This is a genomic window from Streptomyces sp. NPDC040718, from assembly GCF_055593565.1.
This window is the reverse complement of record NZ_JBVIXO010000003.1, coordinates 330426-345950: the sequence shown is the minus strand read 5'-3', so window position 1 is coordinate 345950 and position 15525 is coordinate 330426. Positions and strand designations below refer to the sequence as shown.

The window sequence follows — 15525 nt, the reverse complement described above, 5'->3', positions numbered from 1 at the left end:
CTCACCGGCCCCCGGACACGGCGAAGCGCCGGCCCCCACGGGGAACCGGCGCTCCACGGTCGGCGTACAGACGGCCTAGCCGCGGCGGCCGCGCGCCAGGCGGTCGTCCAGCAGGTGCAGGGCCTTGCCCGCCAGCGGGTGCGTACGGACCAGGTCGGGCAGCGTCGTCGCGCCCCGGGTGATGCGGGCGAAGGCCAGCCAGGCCGGCCGCAGGCCCGTGAGTGCCGCGTGGAACAGCCCCGGACGGGACTCGAACAGGGTCAGCATCCGCTTGCCGACGGCCATTTCCACGCCCAGCCCGGCCTTGACCGCGAAGGCGTAGTTGAGCGCCTGGCGGCGCGCGTCCACCGCGTCCTGCGCCTCGGAGATCTTGACCGCCCACTCACCCGCGAGCCGTCCCGAGCGCAGCGCGAAGGAGATCCCCTCCCGCGTCCACGGCTCCAGCAGACCGGCCGCGTCACCCGCCACCAGCACCCGGCCGCGCGAGAGCGGGGAATCGGGCTTCCGGCAGCGGGTCAGGTGGCCGGAGGAGACGGCCGGTTCGAAGCCGGCCAGGCCCAGCCGGGCGATGAAGTCGTCGAGGTACCGCTTGGTCGCCGCCCCCTCGCCCTTCGCCGAGATGACCCCGACGGTGAGCGTGTCGCCCTTGGGGAAGACCCAGCCGTAACTGCCGGGCAGCGGGCCCCAGTCGATCAGGACGCGGCCCTTCCAGTCCTCGGCCACCGTCTCCGGTACCGGGATCTCCGCCTCCAGGCCGAGGTCCACCTGGTCCATCTCCACGCCGACGTGGGCGCCGATCCGGCTGGCGCTGCCGTCGGCGCCGACCACGGCCCGGGCCAGGACGGTCTCGCCGTCCGCGAGCACCACGGCGACGGTGCGGCGGTCCGGCACGGCCGCGCCGTGCTGCTCGACCCGGGACACGGCCGTACCCGTACGCAGGGTCGCGCCGGCCTTCTCCGCCTCCGCGACCAGTGCCGCGTCGAACTCTGGCCGGTTGATGAGCCCGAACAGCATGCTCTTCGAGCGCCGGGTCCGGGCCAGCCTGCCGTCCAGGGAGAAGGTGACGGCGTGGACACGGTCCTGGAGGGGCAGTGCGAAGCCCGGCGGGAGGGCGTCGCGCGAGGGCCCGATGATGCCGCCGCCGCAGGTCTTGTACCGGGGCAGCTCCGCCTTCTCCAGCAGCAGGACGCTGCGGCCCGCAGAGGCCGCGGCGTACGCCGCCGACGCCCCGGCCGGTCCGGCGCCGACCACGACCACGTCCCACACCTCCGCGGCACCCCCGGCGGCACCGTCGGCGGCCGCTCCCTCGGCCGTCCCCCCGGCCGTCCCCCCGGCCGCCTCCGCCGGGGTCCCCTCGTCCGCCCCCCGAGCGGCCTGCTCTGCGCTTGCGCCGTTCACGTCGTCGTCGCTGCTCACGATGTGCTGCTGCTCCTGATCACCCGGTTGCTCCGATGCCATGGAAATCCTACGGCGAGCCGCCGCCTCGTCCCTCTGTGCGAGGATCGTGACAGTCTTTCGCCTTGCATTCGCCGTACCCCGGCACCCATAACAACGTCGCACCCACGAGGAGCGTGCCCATGTCCCAGAATCCGATCGCCGAGACCGTCGCCTCGCTCATGCCCCGCGCCAAGGCGGAGCTGACCGAGCTGGTGGCCTTCCAGTCGGTCGCGGACTGGGCCCAGTTCCCGCAGAGCGAGAGCCAGGCCGCCGCGAACTGGGTGGCCGACGCCCTGCGCGCCGAGGGCTTCCAGGACGTGGCGCTGCTCGACACCCCGGACGGCACCCAGTCCGTGTACGGCTGCCTGCCCGGCCCCGAGGGCGCCCCCACCGTTCTGCTGTACGCGCACTACGACGTGCAGCCGCCGCTGGACGACGCCGCCTGGATCTCCCCGGCCTTCGAGCTGACCGAGCGCGACGGCCGCTGGTACGGGCGCGGTGCCGCGGACTGCAAGGGCGGCTTCATCATGCACCTGCTCGCGCTGCGCGCCCTGAAGGCCAACGGCGGGGTGCCGGTGAACGTGAAGGTGATCGTCGAGGGTTCGGAGGAGCAGGGCACCGGCGGCCTCCAGCAGTACGCCGAGGCCAACCCGGAGCTGCTGGCCGCCGACACCATCGTCATCGGCGACGCGGGCAACTTCCGCCTCGGCCTGCCGACGGTGACGGCCACCCTGCGCGGGATGACCCTGATCAAGGTCAAGCTCGACACCCTGGGCGGCAACCTGCACTCGGGCATGTTCGGCGGCGTCGCCCCCGACGCGCTCGCCGCGCTGATCCGCCTGCTGGACTCGCTGCGCTCCGCGGACGGTTCGACGACCGTGGACGGTCTCGCCTCGGACGCGGTGTGGGAGGGCCTGCAGTACCCGGAGGCCGACTTCCGCGCCGACGCCAAGGTCCTGGACGGCGTCGAGCTGATCGGTGAGGGCACCATCGCCGACCGGCTGTGGGCCCGTCCCGCCGTCACCGTGCTCGGCATCGACTGCCCGCCGGTGGTCGGCGCGACCCCCTCGGTCCACGCGAGCGCGGGCGCGCTGATCAGCCTGCGCGTGCCGCCGGGCGTGGACACCGCCGAGGCCATCAAGCTGCTGGAGGCGCACCTGGTGGCGCACACCCCGTGGAAGGCGAGGCTGGAACTGGAGGTCGTGGGCCAGGGCCAGCCCTTCCAGGCGGACACGAGCAGCCCGGCGTACGCGTCGATGGCGGCGGCCCTCAGCGAGGCGTACGACGGCCAGGAGATGCAGATCAGCGGCATGGGCGGGTCGATCCCGCTGTGCAACACGCTGACGTCGCTGTACCCGGAGGCGGAGATGCTGCTGATCGGCCTGAGCGAGCCGGAGGCGCAGATCCACGCGGTGAACGAGAGCGTCTCGCCGGAGGAGCTGGAGCGGCTCTCGGTCGCCGAGGCCCTGTTCCTGGTGAACTACGCGGCGTCCAAGAGCGCCTGACGCCGGCCGGCGTTCCCGCTGTTGTACGCCCAGGGCGCACTGTGCCCTGGGCGTACTCCGCTCCCGGCGAATTCCGGTGCCCGGGGCGGGCCCGGGCTCCTACGGTGGCCGTCATGGATCTTGTTGAAGTCATCCCGGACCGGCTCCACATGCTGCGCTTCGCCATCGGGCAGGCCTACCTCTGGCAGGACGGCGGGGCCCTCACCCTGATCGACGCCGGGCACGCCGGCTCCGCCGGCGCCGTCGAGGAGGCGATACGTTCCCTCGGGCTGGAGCCGGAGCGGCTGGAGCGGATCGTCCTGACGCACTGCCACCGCGACCACGTCGGCGCCGCAGGCGAACTCGCCGCCCGCTGGGGCACGCGGGTTCTGGCCCACCGGCTGGACGCCCCGGTCGTGCGCGGCGAGCTGCCGGTCCCCGAGCCGGTGCTGCTGGACTGGGAAGTCCCGCTCTACGCACACGGGCTGACGGTCCCCGAGGCCCCGCCGACCCGGGTCGACCGGGAGGTCGAGGACGGCGAGGTGCTGGACTTCGGCGGCGGTGCGGTGGTGGTCCACGCCCCGGGGCACACACCGGGCAGCATCGGCGTGCACCTGCCCGAGCACGGCGTCCTGTTCACGGGGGACTGCGTGGCGGGGGTCGGCCAGGTGATGCTGGGCGTCTTCAACGTCGACCGGGCCCAGGCGATCGCCTCCTTCGGCAAGCTGGCCGCGCTCGCCCCGTCCGTGGCCTGCTTCGGCCACGGCGACCCCTGGACCGAGGACACCGCGAAGGCCCTCCACGAGGCCGCTCAGGCTGCCGCGGCCTGAGCACGGGCGGCTGAGCACGGGCCGAGCAGGGTCCGGACCCCGGAGCGGAGGACCGGGGTCCGGACCGCGTCAGGGGGTGGGGCGGCCCGATTCCAGGTAGAGCGGGTTGCCGCGCTCGCGGGCGCGCAGGGCCCAGCGCAGCCGTTCGTAGCGCTGCGGCGGCAGGAGGCCGGCGGCCTCGGACTCGGTGACGAAGCGCCAGGCCCGCAGTTCCGGTCCGGGCAGCCGCAGCCGCGCGATCTCCGGCTCCGACAGCCGTCCGCCGTCGAACAGCAGCCGCAGTCCTCCGTACGCCGGGGAGCGGGGCGGCTCCCAGTCGACCACGAGCAGCCCGGGGACCTGCTCCAGCGTCAGGCCGAGCTCCTCGGCGACCTCCCGTACGCCGGCCCGTGCCGGGGCTTCGCCCGGCTCGACGACCCCGCCCGGGAACTCCCAGCCCGGCTTGTACGTCGGATCCACCAGGAGGACCCGGTCCCGGTCGTCGAAGAGCAGCACCCCCGCCGCCACCGTCTCCCGCGTCGGCTCCGGGGTCTGCACGATGTCGCAGACCGCCGCCGTGCCGGTGCGTACGGCGTCGGCGATGCGCTGCGCCGTCTCCCGCACGGTCAGGTGCCCGTTGTCGACGAGGTGCGCGTCGGCGCTGAGCCAGCCCAGCGCCTGCTGGTACGCCGGGATGTGGTCGTACGCCCACTGGCGGACCCGTACCTCCACCACCTCGGGCGCCCCCGGCTCCTGACGGGTGGCGATGCGCTCTCGCAGGATCGTTTCCTCCGGGGCGAGCAGCACATGCCGCACCGGGATCCGGCGCGCTGCGAGGCCGCCGAAGATCTCGTCGCGGTACTCCTGCCGCAGCAGCGTCATCGGCACCACCAGGATCCCGCCCAGCTCCGCCAGCATCGCCGCCGCCGTGTCCACGACCAGCCGCCGCCAGCTCGGGAGGTCCTGGTAGTCGTCGACCTCGGCGAGGCGTTTGGGCGGCAGCAGCCGGCGCAGCGCGTCGCCGATGAGCTCCGGGTCGTACAGGCTGCAGTCCGGAAGGAGTCCGGCCAGTACACGGGCCGTGCTGGTCTTCCCGGCGCCGAAAGTGCCGTTGATCCAGACAATCACGTCTACCCCTCTCCCTATGGCTCGCCTCCGAAGCCCCCCGGTGGCTTGCCCGCCCCACCCTGCCATGGAAACCCGCCCGCCGGTCGAGTGCTTATGCTCGGGGGCGGAGCCGAGATCACAGCCGGGGTCGGAGGCCTTCCGCACAGCCCGCCACCGCCACCACCACCTCCGGAGGATTCCGCGCCGTGCCGCAGACCCGCCACCCGTCCGAGCCCCGCTACGGCAACCGGCCGACCATGAAGGACGTGGCGGCCCGGGCGGGCGTCGGGCTGAAGACTGTCTCGCGGGTCGTCAACGGCGAACCGGGGGTGACCCCCGACACCGAGCGGCGGGTGCAGGAGGCCATCGAGGAGCTCGGCTTCCGGCGCAACGACAGCGCGCGGGTGCTCCGCAAGGGGCGCACCGCCACCGTGGGCCTGGTCCTGGAGGACCTCGCCGACCCCTTCTACGGTCCGCTCAACCGGGCCGTGGAGGAGGTGGCGCGCGCCCACGGGGCCCTGCTCATCAACGGCTCCAGCGCCGAGGACCCGGACCGGGAGCGGGAGTTGGCGCTCGCGCTGTGCGCCCGCCGGGTGGACGGGCTGATCGTGATCCCCGCCGGGGACGACCACCGCTACCTGGAACCCGAGATCCGGGCCGGGGTGGCCACGGTGTTCGTGGACCGCCCGGCGGGCGGGATCGAGGCGGACGTCGTCCTGTCGGACAGCTTCGGCGGCGCCCGGGACGGGGTGGCGCACCTGATCGCGGCCGGGCACCGCAGGATCGGGTTCATCGGCGACCACCCCCGCATCCACACCGCGACGGAACGCCTGCGCGGCTACCGCGAGGCGATGGGCCGGGCCGGCCTGCCGGTGTCCGGGTCCTGGGTCTCCCTGGGCTCCACCGCCCCGGAACGGGTGGCGGCGGCCGCAGGCGCGATGCTGGCGGGCCCGGAGCCGGTCACCGCCGTCTTCGCCGGCAACAACCGGGTCACCGTCACCGTCGTACGGGTCCTCGCGGCGCTGCCCCGGCCGGTGGCCCTGGTCGGCTTCGACGACTTCGAACTCGCCGACCTGCTGCGTCCGGGCGTCACCGTGGTCGCGCAGGACCCGGCCGCCCTGGGCCGGGTGGCCACGGACCGCCTCTTCCAGCGCCTGGCGGGCACGGCCCTCCCCCCGACCCGCATCGAACTCCCCACCCGCCTCATCCCCCGTGGCTCGGGCGAACTCCCGCCGGTCACCGGATGAGCGTCCGCAGCACGGGCACGGCCCCAGCGGCGGCGGTGAGCCCGGCGAGTACCGCGAGCGCGGCCGGCACCCCGCCGAGGTAACTCAGCCCGCCGGTGACGAGGCCGGCGAACAGGGCGCCGAGCAGCACGACGGCGGCGTGCAGGGTCAGCAGGGGCGGATCGGTTTCCGGGGCTGTGGTCATGCCCCGATTCCAGCGCCGTCCGCGCCTGCGCGCCGCCCGCACCGAACGGACCCGGACCACCTCCGGACACCGCCGGACACCGGCACTGACCGGCACTGTTCGGGATTGTCCGGCGGCACTCCCCACACGGCCCTACCCTGTGCGGTGATGGACGGCGTGCGTGCATTCAGCGAAGAACTGGGGTCGTTCGCGGCGGACTTGCGTCGGCTGCGGCTCGACCGGGGCAATCGGTCGTACCGCGCCCTCGCCGCGCGTGCGGCGAAGTCCAAGACCGGGATCCGGCTCCCGGTGTCCACCCAGAGCGACGCGTTCCGCGGGGACCGCCTCCCGGGGCTGGACAGCCTCATGGGCCTGGTGCGGATCCTGCACTCCTACGACGAGTTCGGCCAGGAGCGTCCCGTTCCGCCCCACAACTCCCCCGAGCTGGAACCCTGGCGCCGCCGCTGGCGCGACCTGGCCGCCCTGGCACCGCTCCGGCGCTCCCCGGCACCCGAGCCGGTCGCGACGCCGCGCACACCCCTTGCGGGCCCGGCGCCCGTGCCCTTCGGAGGGACCGGCTTCGGCCTGGGCCACGTGCTCACCGCCCGGATGGAGGACCACTGGAGTGCGGCGTTCTCGCCCGACGGTCGGCTCCTCGCCGTGTCCGGGCAGGACGGGGAGGGGGACGCGATGGTCCAACTGTGGGATCCCGTCCGGGGAGTCCCCGTCGGAGAGCTCCACGGCGAAGTCGGCGCCCTCGCGCTGGCCTTCTCCCCCAGCGGCCACCTCCTGGCCGTTGGAGACCTGGATGGCATGGTGGGCGTATGGGACACCACTGCCCTCGCACCGGTGGGGGCGCCCCTACCCGGCCACAAGGGCGCCATCGACGCTATCGCCTTCACGCCGGACGGGCGGACACTGGTCGCCGCCGACGACGACGAGATCGTCCACCGGTGGGACACGGAGACCTGGGAGCCCTCCGGATCACCTCTGCTCAGCCACGGCGGCGAGATCAAGGCACTGGTCTGCCTCCCCGATGGCGGCATGCTGGCCGCGCTCGGGAACAAGCACGCGATCCGCGTATGCGATCTCGCGACCGGTGCGATGGTCGGGAGGCCCCTCACCGAGAACATCCATGAACCGCTCGTGGCCGCACTCTCCGCCGACGGCTCCCTCCTGGCCACGATCGGCGGGCAGGAAACCCTGCTCTGGGATACCGCGACCGGCACCGTCTTGCGCAGACTGCCCGAACCCGCCGAGCGCGGGATCCGCGCGGTGGCCTTCTCCCCGGACGGCCGCCTGCTGGCCACCGTGAGCGACGGCGCCGCCGTTCGCCTCTGGGATCCTTCGACCGGCGCCCTCCTGGGCCCGCCCCTGGCCGGGCACAAGGGTCCCTTTGACGTGCTGGCCCTGTCCCACGACGGCCGGATGGTCGCCGTCTGCGGCGTGGGCAAGACCCTGGTGGTGTACCACGCCGAGGCCTGCGCGCGCCCGTCGCCTTCCCCGCCCCTCGCGGCCCGGGCCCTCGACGCGGCCTTGCGCACGCGCCAGGCCGTGGCTCTGCCTCCCCTGTCGTCGGGGACCGGGGTCGCCCTGCGCCGATTGGCCTTCTCGCCGGACGGCAGCCGCCTGCTGGTCCGGGCCGAGAACCGGCTGATCCTCACCTGGGACCCGGCAGCGCGCGTGCAGCTGTCCGAAGGCCTCCTTTCACCGGCCGGCCAGGCCCCCTGGGGTCTGGACTTCCCGCACGCCTGCGGCGCGGCCGTCCCGTGGACCCCGCACGGGACCCCGGCGGGCCCGCCCGACCAGCCGGTGTCGCTGGTCCAGCACGTCGCGTTCTGCCCCACCACCCGGAAGGTGGCCGTGATCGGTGTGGAAGGCCGGGTGTTCGTCCTGGACACGGTTGACGGCCGGACGGCCGGACACGTGCCGGACGAGGTGTCGGACGTGTACGTCCTCGCCGCCGCTCACGACGGGAGCATGCTCGCCGCCACCATGGGCGAGCGCGTGGTGTTGTGGGATCCGGCCGCCCCGGAAGGGGTCCACCTGGAGCTGTCGTCCCACTTGAGCACCGTCGGTGCCGTGGCCTTCTCCCCGGACGGGAGCCTGCTGGCGACCGGAGACGCCGACGGATACGTCCTGCTGTGGGACGTCCTCGCCCCCGCCGCCCCCGCCCACCGCCTCTCCGGGCACACCGGCCCGGTGTACGACCTCGCCTTCTCCCCGTGGGGCCACCGGCTCGCCAGCGCGGGCGCCGACGGCACCGTGCGGCTCTGGGACGTGGCGAACGGCCGGCCCGCCACCGACCTGCCGCTGACCGGCCACACCGGCGCCGTCCGGGGTGTCGCCTTCTCCCCCGACGCGAGCCTGCTGGCCTCCGCCGGGGACGACGGGACGCTGCGCTGTTGGCTGCTGCCCGGCGCACCCGGCATGCCGACGGCCCGGCTCGGTTGATTCCGGGCCGGGCCGTGCGGGGACGTGGGATCAGGCGGTCGCCGTCAGGGTCGCCGAGCGGCGCGGGATGGCGAAGGCGTCCAGTTCGGCGCGGGTCAGGCCGGTGAGGGCGGTGACCTCGTCGGCGCCGACGGCGCCGCAGTCCAGGCCGCGGACCAGGTAGCCGGCCAGGGCCTTGGCGGTGGCGGGCTCGTCCATGACGTCGCCCTCGATCTTGGCCACGTACGCCTTCAGGCGCCCGGCGGCGGCCTCCAGGCCCTCGCGGTAGAAGGTGAAGACGGCCGCGTAGCGGGTCGGCAGGTGCGCCGGGTGCATGTCCCAGCCCTGGTAGTAGGCGCGGGCCAGGGCGCGGCGGGTGAGGCCGTAGTGCAGCTTCCAGCCCTCGTGGACCTTCTCGGTGGTGCCGATGGGCAGCACGTTGGTCGAGCCGTCGGAGACGCGTACGCCGGTGCCGGCCGCCGCGACCTGCATGACCGCCTTCGCGTGGTCGGCGGCGGGGTGGTCGCTGGCCTGGTAGGCGGCGGAGACGCCGACGCAGGCGCTGTAGTCGAAGGTGCCGTAGTGCAGGCCGGTGGCGCGGCCCTTGGAGGCCTCGATCATCCGGGCCACGGTGGCGGTGCCGTCGGACGCCAGGATGGACTGGCTGGTCTCGATCTGGATCTCGAAGCCGATGCGGCCGGTGCGCAGGCCGCGGGCGGTCTCGAAGGCCTCCAGCAGCTCGACGAACGCGGTGACCTGCTCGGCGTAGGTGACCTTGGGGAGGGTCAGGACCAGGTTCTCCGGGAGGCCGCCGTGGGCGAGCAGGCCGGAGAGGAAGACGTCGGTGGTGCGGATGCCGCGGTCGCGGACGTTGGACTCCATGCACTTCATGCGGATGCCCATGTACGGGGCGTTGGTGCCGTTGGAGTAGGCCTCGGAGATCAGGCGGGCGGCGCGGGCCGCGGCCTGGTCCTCCTCCTCGTCGGAGCGGACGCCGAAGCCGTCCTCGAAGTCGACGCGGAGGTCCTCGATGGGCTCGGTGGCGAGCTTGGCGCGGACGCGGTTGTAGACCGGTACGGCCAGCTCGTCGGAGATGCCGAGTACCTTGGCGAAGGTGGCGGCGTCCGGGGCGTGCTCGTCCATGGCCGCGAGGGCCTGGTCGCCCCAGGAGCGGATGGTGTCGGCGGCGAAGACGTCACCGGGGACGTAGACGGTGTGGATGGGCTGGCGGGTGCCGGGGTCGCCCGGGTAGTGGCGCGCGAGTTCCGCGTCCACCGGCGCGAGGGAGGCGCTGATGCCCTCGCTGACCGCGCCTGCGAGGCTCGTCGCCACCTTCTCCTGCTGACCCATCGTGCACTCTCCTCTTTTCCGCTTCACGGAAGCTTAGATCCGCATAGCAGAATTTAGTCACGGGGTTCCGCTCAGTCAATGGTCCCTCCAGCGCCTGGGACGAACGACTCGGGGCCGTGCGGTGACAATCACCACACGGCCCCGCGGATCACAGACCCCCAGGTCAGCGACCAGGAAGGCCGGCCTGGGCGGTCAGGCCGCGGCGAGCCTCGGCCGGATGCCGGGCGGCGCCGGGCGATGCCGAAGTCGCAGATGGTGACGTCCGCCTCGGCCCGGCCCTGCACGGGGCGGCCGTCGGCCTCCGCCTCGCCGTGGTCGTGGACGGTCACCATCCGGGGACGGGTCAGGCCCGCGGCCATCCGGGGCTCCTTGCGGAACCGCTCCTCCAGATGGGGGTCGCCCGCCACGCCCCGGGAGATCACCTTGACCGCGACCTCCCGGTCGAGCCGCGGGGGGCCTGCCGGACCTCGCCCATCCCGCCGGCCCCGGGCCTGCGGTCCAGCCGGTACCGCCCCTCCGACAACGTGCCGCGCATCGGAAGAACTCCTCCCCCGTTCCCTTGGCCCTCCCCGGGCTGTCCGCGGCCTACGCCCCCGGCGGCACCGGGTGGACCAGGGTCCGGAAAGCCGGTGAGGGCCTCCCCGGCCGGTGGGGACGTCGCCGTCCGCACCGGGCCCGGAAGGCCCTCATCCGTTCAGGTGCCCGGGTTTCAGCCCTTGCGCGCCTTGATCTCGCCCGTCAGCTGCGGGACGACCTCGAAGAGGTCGCCGACCACGCCGTAGTCGACCAGGTCGAAGATCGGGGCCTCGGCGTCCTTGTTGATGGCCACGATGGTCTTCGAGGTCTGCATGCCGGCCCGGTGCTGGATCGCGCCGGAGATGCCGGAGGCGATGTACAGCTGCGGGGAGACCGACTTGCCGGTCTGGCCGACCTGGTTGGAGTGCGGGTACCAGCCGGCGTCGACGGCGGCGCGCGAGGCGCCGACGGCGGCACCGAGGGAGTCCGCGAGCTCCTCGATGATCGCGAAGTTCTCGGCGCCGTTGACGCCGCGGCCGCCGGAGACCACGATCGCGGCCTCGGTCAGCTCCGGACGGCCGGTCGACTCGCGCGGGGTGCGGGAGACGACCTTGGTGCCGGTGGCCAGGGCGCCGAAGGTGACGGCGAGCGCCTCGACGGCGCCGGCGGCCGGGGCGGCCTCGACCGGGGCCGAGTTCGGCTTCACGGTGATGACCGGGGTGCCCTTGGACACGCGGGACTTGGTGGTGAACGACGCGGCGAAGGCGGCCTGCGTCGCGACCGGACCCTCGTCACCGGCCTCCAGGTCGACGGCGTCGGTGATGATGCCGGAGCCGATGCGCACGGCGAGGCGCGCGGCGATCTCCTTGCCCTCGGCGGAGGACGGGACGAGCACGGCGGCCGGGGACACGGCGTCGTACGCGGCCTGCAGCGCGTCCACCTTCGGTACGACGAGGTACTCGGCGAACTCGGGGGCGTCGGCGGTGAGGACCTTGACGGCACCGTGCTCGGCGAGCACGGCGGCGGTGGCCTCGGCACCGGCGCCGAGGGCGACGGCGACGGGCTCGCCGACGCGGCGGGCCAGCGTCAGCAGCTCGAGGGTGGGCTTGCGGACGGCACCGTCCACGTGGTCGACGTAGACGAGAACTTCAGCCATGGTGACTGCTCTCCTGCTGTTGCGAAGTGTCTGGGGGCTTGAGAGGGGTGACCGAAGTCCTTAGATGAACTTCTGGCCGGCCAGGAACTCGGCCAGCTGCTTGCCGCCCTCGCCCTCGTCCTTGACGATCGTGCCGGCGGTGCGGGCCGGACGCTGGGCCGCGGAGTCGACCGCGGTGTAGGCGCCCTCGAGGCCGACCTCTTCGGCCTCCAGGTCCAGGTCGGACAGGTCCCAGGACTCCACCGGCTTCTTCTTGGCGGCCATGATGCCCTTGAAGGACGGGTAGCGGGCCTCGCCCGACTGGTCGGTCACCGAGACGACGGCCGGGAGGGAGGCCTCCAGCTGCTCGCTCGCGGAGTCGCCGTCGCGGCGGCCCGTGACGGTGCCGTCCTCGACCTTGACCTCGGAGAGCAGGGTGACCTGCGGGACGCCCAGGCGCTCGGCCAGGATCGCCGGGAGGACGCCCATGGTGCCGTCGGTCGACGCCATACCCGTGATGACCAGGTCGTAGCCGGCCTTCTCGATCGCCTTCGCGAGGACCAGCGAGGTACCGATGACGTCGGTGCCGTGCAGGTCGTCGTCCTCGACGTGGACAGCCTTGTCGGCACCCATCGACAGCGCCTTGCGCAGCGCGTCCTTGGCGTCCTCGGGGCCCACCGTCAGGACGGTGATCTCGGCGTCGTCCGCCTCGTCGGCGATCTGCAGCGCCTGCTCGACGGCGTACTCGTCGAGCTCGGACAGCAGACCGTCGACGTCGTCGCGGTCGACCGTCAGGTCATCGGCGAAGTGCCGGTCACCGGTGGCGTCGGGCACGTACTTCACACAGACAACGATCCTCAGGCTCACGCCGGCTCTCCTACCGCATCGTCTTTTTCTGAAACCGCCTTGTGCAGGCAGCATAAGCGCCTTGTCGGGCGGGTCCCGGTCGGGGCGGCCCGCGCTCCGAAGGGAATGTTACTCGTCAGTACACAGTGGGTCTTCCCCGGTTGCAAGGCCGCTGAACTGTGATCTGTCCAACGCCGCCCGAACCCGCCCCAGCAGGGACGATTCAGTCCCGCAGCGCGTTGAAACGCCCTTGGTGGTACAGCAGGGGCCGGCCCTCCCCGGCCGGGTCGCCCGCCACCGCCTCGGCGATGACCACCCGGTGCGCCCCGGCGGGCACCCGCGCCACCACCCGGCACACCATCCACGCCAGCACCCCGCCGAGCAACGGCACGCCGTGCGGGCCGGGGGCCCACTCGGTCTGCGCCCCGAAGCGGTCGGCGCCGCTGCGCGCGAAGAGGCCGGCCAGCTCCCGCTGGTGCTCCCCGAGTATGTGGACGCCGAGGTACTCGCTGTCGCGCACCGCCGGCCAGCTGGAGGCCCCGGTGCCGATGGTGAACGAGAGCAGCGGCGGGTCCGCGGAGACCGAGTTGAGCGAGGTCGCGGTGAAGCCGGCGGGCCGGCCTCCGGTCTCGGCGGTGATCACGGCGACGCCCGCGGCGTGCCGCCGGAAGACCGAGCGGAGCAGTTCGGGAGAGCCGGGCAGGGGGTCGTCGGCGGAGCCGAGGGGTACGGGCGGGGCCGTGGGGGCCGTCATGGGGGATGCTTCCTTCTGCCGCGGGGTCGCGGGCGCGCTAGGGGACCGGGGGCCGGGGGCCTGGACTGGGGCCGTCAGCGGTCCCGACAGCGCGCGCTCGCGTGGCGGACGAGGTCCACGTGGAGCCGCCCGTAAAGCAGGAGTTCATACCGCATGCGGCCAGCCTGGCGATCTCACGCGTACACAGTCAAGCCGCAGCGGGCAGATGTCAGGCGCGTCACGCTGCGTGCGGGCGCGCGCACCGGCGCGTCCGTCACACGGCGGCACCCAGCGCGGCGATCACGTCCGCCTTGCGCGGCATCCCGGCCGCGCGCCGTACGACGCGTCCGGCGGCGTCCAGGACGAGGACGGTGGGGGTCTTCTCGATGCCCAGTGCGCGCACGAGTTCGAGGTTGCGCTCGGCGTCGATTTCGATGTGCTCGACGCCGTCCACCATTTCGGCGACTTCGGCGAGGATCCTGCGGGTGGCCCGGCAGGGCTGGCAGAAGGCGGTGGAGAACTGGACCAGGCTGGCCCGCTCCCCCGGCTCCCGCCCCAGCTCGGCGGCGCCGAGGGGTCCCTGACCGCCCGGCCGCCGCGTTCCTTCTCCGTGCCCGCGCACACCCGCTCCCGTCCGTCCTGTTCGCATGTACGTACCTTGGTCCGAGCATCCGTCCGGCGCGCGGCATTCCCCGCGTGACGAGAATCTCGCCCGCTGTGAGCGTCTGGGCTGGCCAGCGGGCCGCGTTTGGGGCACGATCCCCATGGCCGCGTACCTACGCTGCCGTAACTTCCGGCCGGGAGCACCTCCCCAGGCAGAAAGCGGGGTCTCCCCACCATGGCTGAGTTCGTATACCCCCCGGTGATCGGTGCCGCGCACACCCTCTTCCGTGCGCTGGACATCCGGATCGACATGAAGGGCACGGAGAACATCCCGCGCAAGGGCGGGGCGGTCCTGGTGTCGAACCACATCGGCTACCTCGACTTCATCTTCGCCGGCCTGACGGCGCGCCCGCAGAAGCGCCTGGTCCGCTTCATGGCCAAGGAGTCGGTGTTCCGGCACAAGGTCTCGGGCCCGCTGATGCGTGCGATGAAGCACATCCCGGTGGACCGCCAGCAGGGTGAGACCGCCTACCAGCACGCCCTGGACTCGCTGCGCTCCGGCGAGATCATCGGGGTGTTCCCGGAGGCGACGATCTCCCAGTCGTTCACCCTCAAGAGCTTCAAGTCGGGCGCGGCGCGTATGGCCCAGGAGGCCGGGGTCCCGCTGATCCCGGTGGCCCTGTGGGGCACGCAGCGGCTGTGGACCAAGGGCCGCGCGAAGAACCTCAAGCGCAGCCACATCCCGGTGACCATGCGCGTCGGCGAGCCGATCGAGGCGCCGAAGGACCAGTTCGCGGGCGCCATCACCCGCCGCCTGCGCGAGCGCGTGCAGGAGCTGCTGGAGGCGGCGCAGAGCGCCTACCCGGCCAAGCCGCAGGGCTCCGAGGACTCGTGGTGGCTCCCGGCCCACCTCGGCGGCACCGCCCCGACGGCCGCGCAGGTCAAGGAGCGCGAGGCCAACTGACGCCTCCCTACGGGCCCGCCTCCGGACCACCCTCCGGACCGCCCTCCGGACCGCCCTCCGGATCCGTCGCCGCGCCGGCGCGCCGGCGGCGCCGGTGGGCTGCGACCCTGGCGCGCGTGGCGCACGCGGGGGTGCAGTAGCGGCGGGCGCTGCCCGGGCCGGCGCCGAGGTAGAGCCGGCCGCAGCCGGCCGCGGCGCAGGCGCCCCAGACGAGGCGCCCGTACTCGGTGAGCAGCTGGGCGAGGACGAGGGCGCCGGAAGCGAGGAACCACTCCCCCCAGTGCGCCCCGTCGCCCCGGTCCACGTGCAGGTGCCAGGGGTGGCCGTCGTGCCGGGTCAGCCTGGGCCGGGTGGCGCACTCCTCCAGCAGGGCGTTCACGGCTCCGGCCGCGCGGTCCTCGTCGGTCTCGGCGAGGACCTCCGCCATGCGCCGGACCGCGGCGCGCAGTTCGTCCGCCTCCCCCTCCGTGAAGACCTCCGGAGCGAGTTCCTCCGGGCGCTCCCCGTGCCGGGCGAGCAGTTCCGCCAGGGCGGCGCGCGGCAGCGCGGGGTCCGCGCGGACCGCCTCGGCGAGCTCGATCAGCCTCCGGGCCGCCGCGAATCCACCGCTCGGGTCCCGCCGGTCCGCCATGCACGGATCCTTTCATCTTGCACTCGTCTGACGTAACGTCTTTTTCGCTTAACACGTTACCGAACGC

Annotated in this window: 15 protein-coding genes; 5 read left to right on the top strand and 10 right to left on the bottom strand. The window is 73.5% G+C overall.

Annotated features, from left to right (window positions below; genetic code table 11):
• Positions 1-75 precede the first annotated feature (75 nt).
• Positions 76-1458 (bottom strand): geranylgeranyl reductase family protein, encoded by a 1383-nt coding sequence (locus tag ACZ597_RS10295; RefSeq protein WP_471327576.1) that lies wholly within the window; start codon positions 1456-1458, stop codon positions 76-78.
• Positions 1459-1577: 119 nt separating this feature from the next.
• Here ACZ597_RS10295 and ACZ597_RS10290 point away from each other — a divergent pair, with 119 nt between their 5' ends.
• Together ACZ597_RS10290 and ACZ597_RS10285 are read left to right on the top strand one after the other, a co-directional pair.
• Complete coding sequence (locus ACZ597_RS10290) at positions 1578-2942, top strand: M20/M25/M40 family metallo-hydrolase (protein WP_471327573.1); 1365 nt, start codon at positions 1578-1580, stop codon at positions 2940-2942.
• 113 nt (positions 2943-3055) lie between these two features.
• Positions 3056-3751 carry an MBL fold metallo-hydrolase gene (locus ACZ597_RS10285; protein WP_471327570.1) on the top strand — a complete coding sequence of 232 codons (696 nt, stop codon included), beginning with the start codon at positions 3056-3058 and terminating at the stop codon, positions 3749-3751.
• Between the two features lie 69 nt (positions 3752-3820).
• On the opposite strand, the gene ACZ597_RS10280 is transcribed toward ACZ597_RS10285, so the two are convergent.
• Complete coding sequence (locus ACZ597_RS10280) at positions 3821-4858, bottom strand: NUDIX hydrolase (protein WP_471327567.1); 1038 nt, start codon at positions 4856-4858, stop codon at positions 3821-3823.
• Positions 4859-5094: 236 nt separating this feature from the next.
• On the opposite strand from ACZ597_RS10280, the gene ACZ597_RS10275 reads away from it, so the two are divergent.
• The gene (locus ACZ597_RS10275; protein WP_471327962.1) at positions 5095-6084 is read left to right on the top strand and encodes a LacI family DNA-binding transcriptional regulator; all 990 of its coding nucleotides are present in this window, start codon (positions 5095-5097) and stop codon (positions 6082-6084) included.
• Here ACZ597_RS10275 and ACZ597_RS10270 read toward each other — a convergent pair.
• Positions 6074-6268, bottom strand: coding sequence for a hypothetical protein (locus tag ACZ597_RS10270; RefSeq protein WP_471327565.1), 195 nt, complete (start codon positions 6266-6268; stop codon positions 6074-6076). The genes ACZ597_RS10275 and ACZ597_RS10270 overlap by 11 nt on opposite strands.
• Positions 6269-6415: 147 nt before the next feature.
• Between ACZ597_RS10270 and ACZ597_RS10265 the strand changes: the two genes are divergently transcribed.
• The gene (locus tag ACZ597_RS10265; RefSeq protein WP_471327562.1) at positions 6416-8701 is read left to right on the top strand and encodes a WD40 repeat domain-containing protein; all 2286 of its coding nucleotides are present in this window, start codon (positions 6416-6418) and stop codon (positions 8699-8701) included.
• Between the two features lie 30 nt (positions 8702-8731).
• On the opposite strand, the gene ACZ597_RS10260 is transcribed toward ACZ597_RS10265, so the two are convergent.
• From ACZ597_RS10260 to ACZ597_RS10235, 6 genes are all read right to left on the bottom strand, one after another.
• Positions 8732-10030 carry a DUF6986 family protein gene (locus ACZ597_RS10260; RefSeq protein WP_471327560.1) on the bottom strand — a complete coding sequence of 433 codons (1299 nt, stop codon included), beginning with the start codon at positions 10028-10030 and terminating at the stop codon, positions 8732-8734.
• Positions 10031-10158: 128 nt separating this feature from the next.
• Positions 10159-10437, bottom strand: coding sequence for a hypothetical protein (locus ACZ597_RS10255; RefSeq protein WP_471327557.1), 279 nt, complete (start codon positions 10435-10437; stop codon positions 10159-10161).
• 302 nt (positions 10438-10739) lie between these two features.
• A complete protein-coding gene (locus ACZ597_RS10250; protein WP_125814480.1) occupies positions 10740-11702 on the bottom strand; it encodes an electron transfer flavoprotein subunit alpha/FixB family protein in 963 nt (320 codons plus the stop codon).
• A 60-nt stretch (positions 11703-11762) separates the two neighbouring features.
• Positions 11763-12548 (bottom strand): electron transfer flavoprotein subunit beta/FixA family protein, encoded by a 786-nt coding sequence (locus ACZ597_RS10245; RefSeq protein WP_401242371.1) that lies wholly within the window; start codon positions 12546-12548, stop codon positions 11763-11765.
• A gap of 202 nt (positions 12549-12750) precedes the next feature.
• The gene (locus ACZ597_RS10240) at positions 12751-13281 is read right to left on the bottom strand and encodes a flavin reductase family protein (RefSeq protein WP_285345101.1); all 531 of its coding nucleotides are present in this window, start codon (positions 13279-13281) and stop codon (positions 12751-12753) included.
• Positions 13282-13534: 253 nt separating this feature from the next.
• Positions 13535-13909, bottom strand: coding sequence for a thioredoxin family protein (locus tag ACZ597_RS10235; RefSeq protein ID WP_471327553.1), 375 nt, complete (start codon positions 13907-13909; stop codon positions 13535-13537).
• 189 nt (positions 13910-14098) lie between these two features.
• On the opposite strand from ACZ597_RS10235, the gene ACZ597_RS10230 reads away from it, so the two are divergent.
• The gene (locus tag ACZ597_RS10230; protein WP_471327550.1) at positions 14099-14827 is read left to right on the top strand and encodes a lysophospholipid acyltransferase family protein; all 729 of its coding nucleotides are present in this window, start codon (positions 14099-14101) and stop codon (positions 14825-14827) included.
• 7 nt (positions 14828-14834) lie between these two features.
• Here ACZ597_RS10230 and ACZ597_RS10225 read toward each other — a convergent pair whose 3' ends face one another.
• Positions 14835-15458: a CGNR zinc finger domain-containing protein gene (locus ACZ597_RS10225; RefSeq protein WP_471327547.1), complete on the bottom strand. Its 624-nt coding sequence runs from the start codon at positions 15456-15458 to the stop codon at positions 14835-14837.
• Positions 15459-15525: the final 67 nt, after the last annotated feature.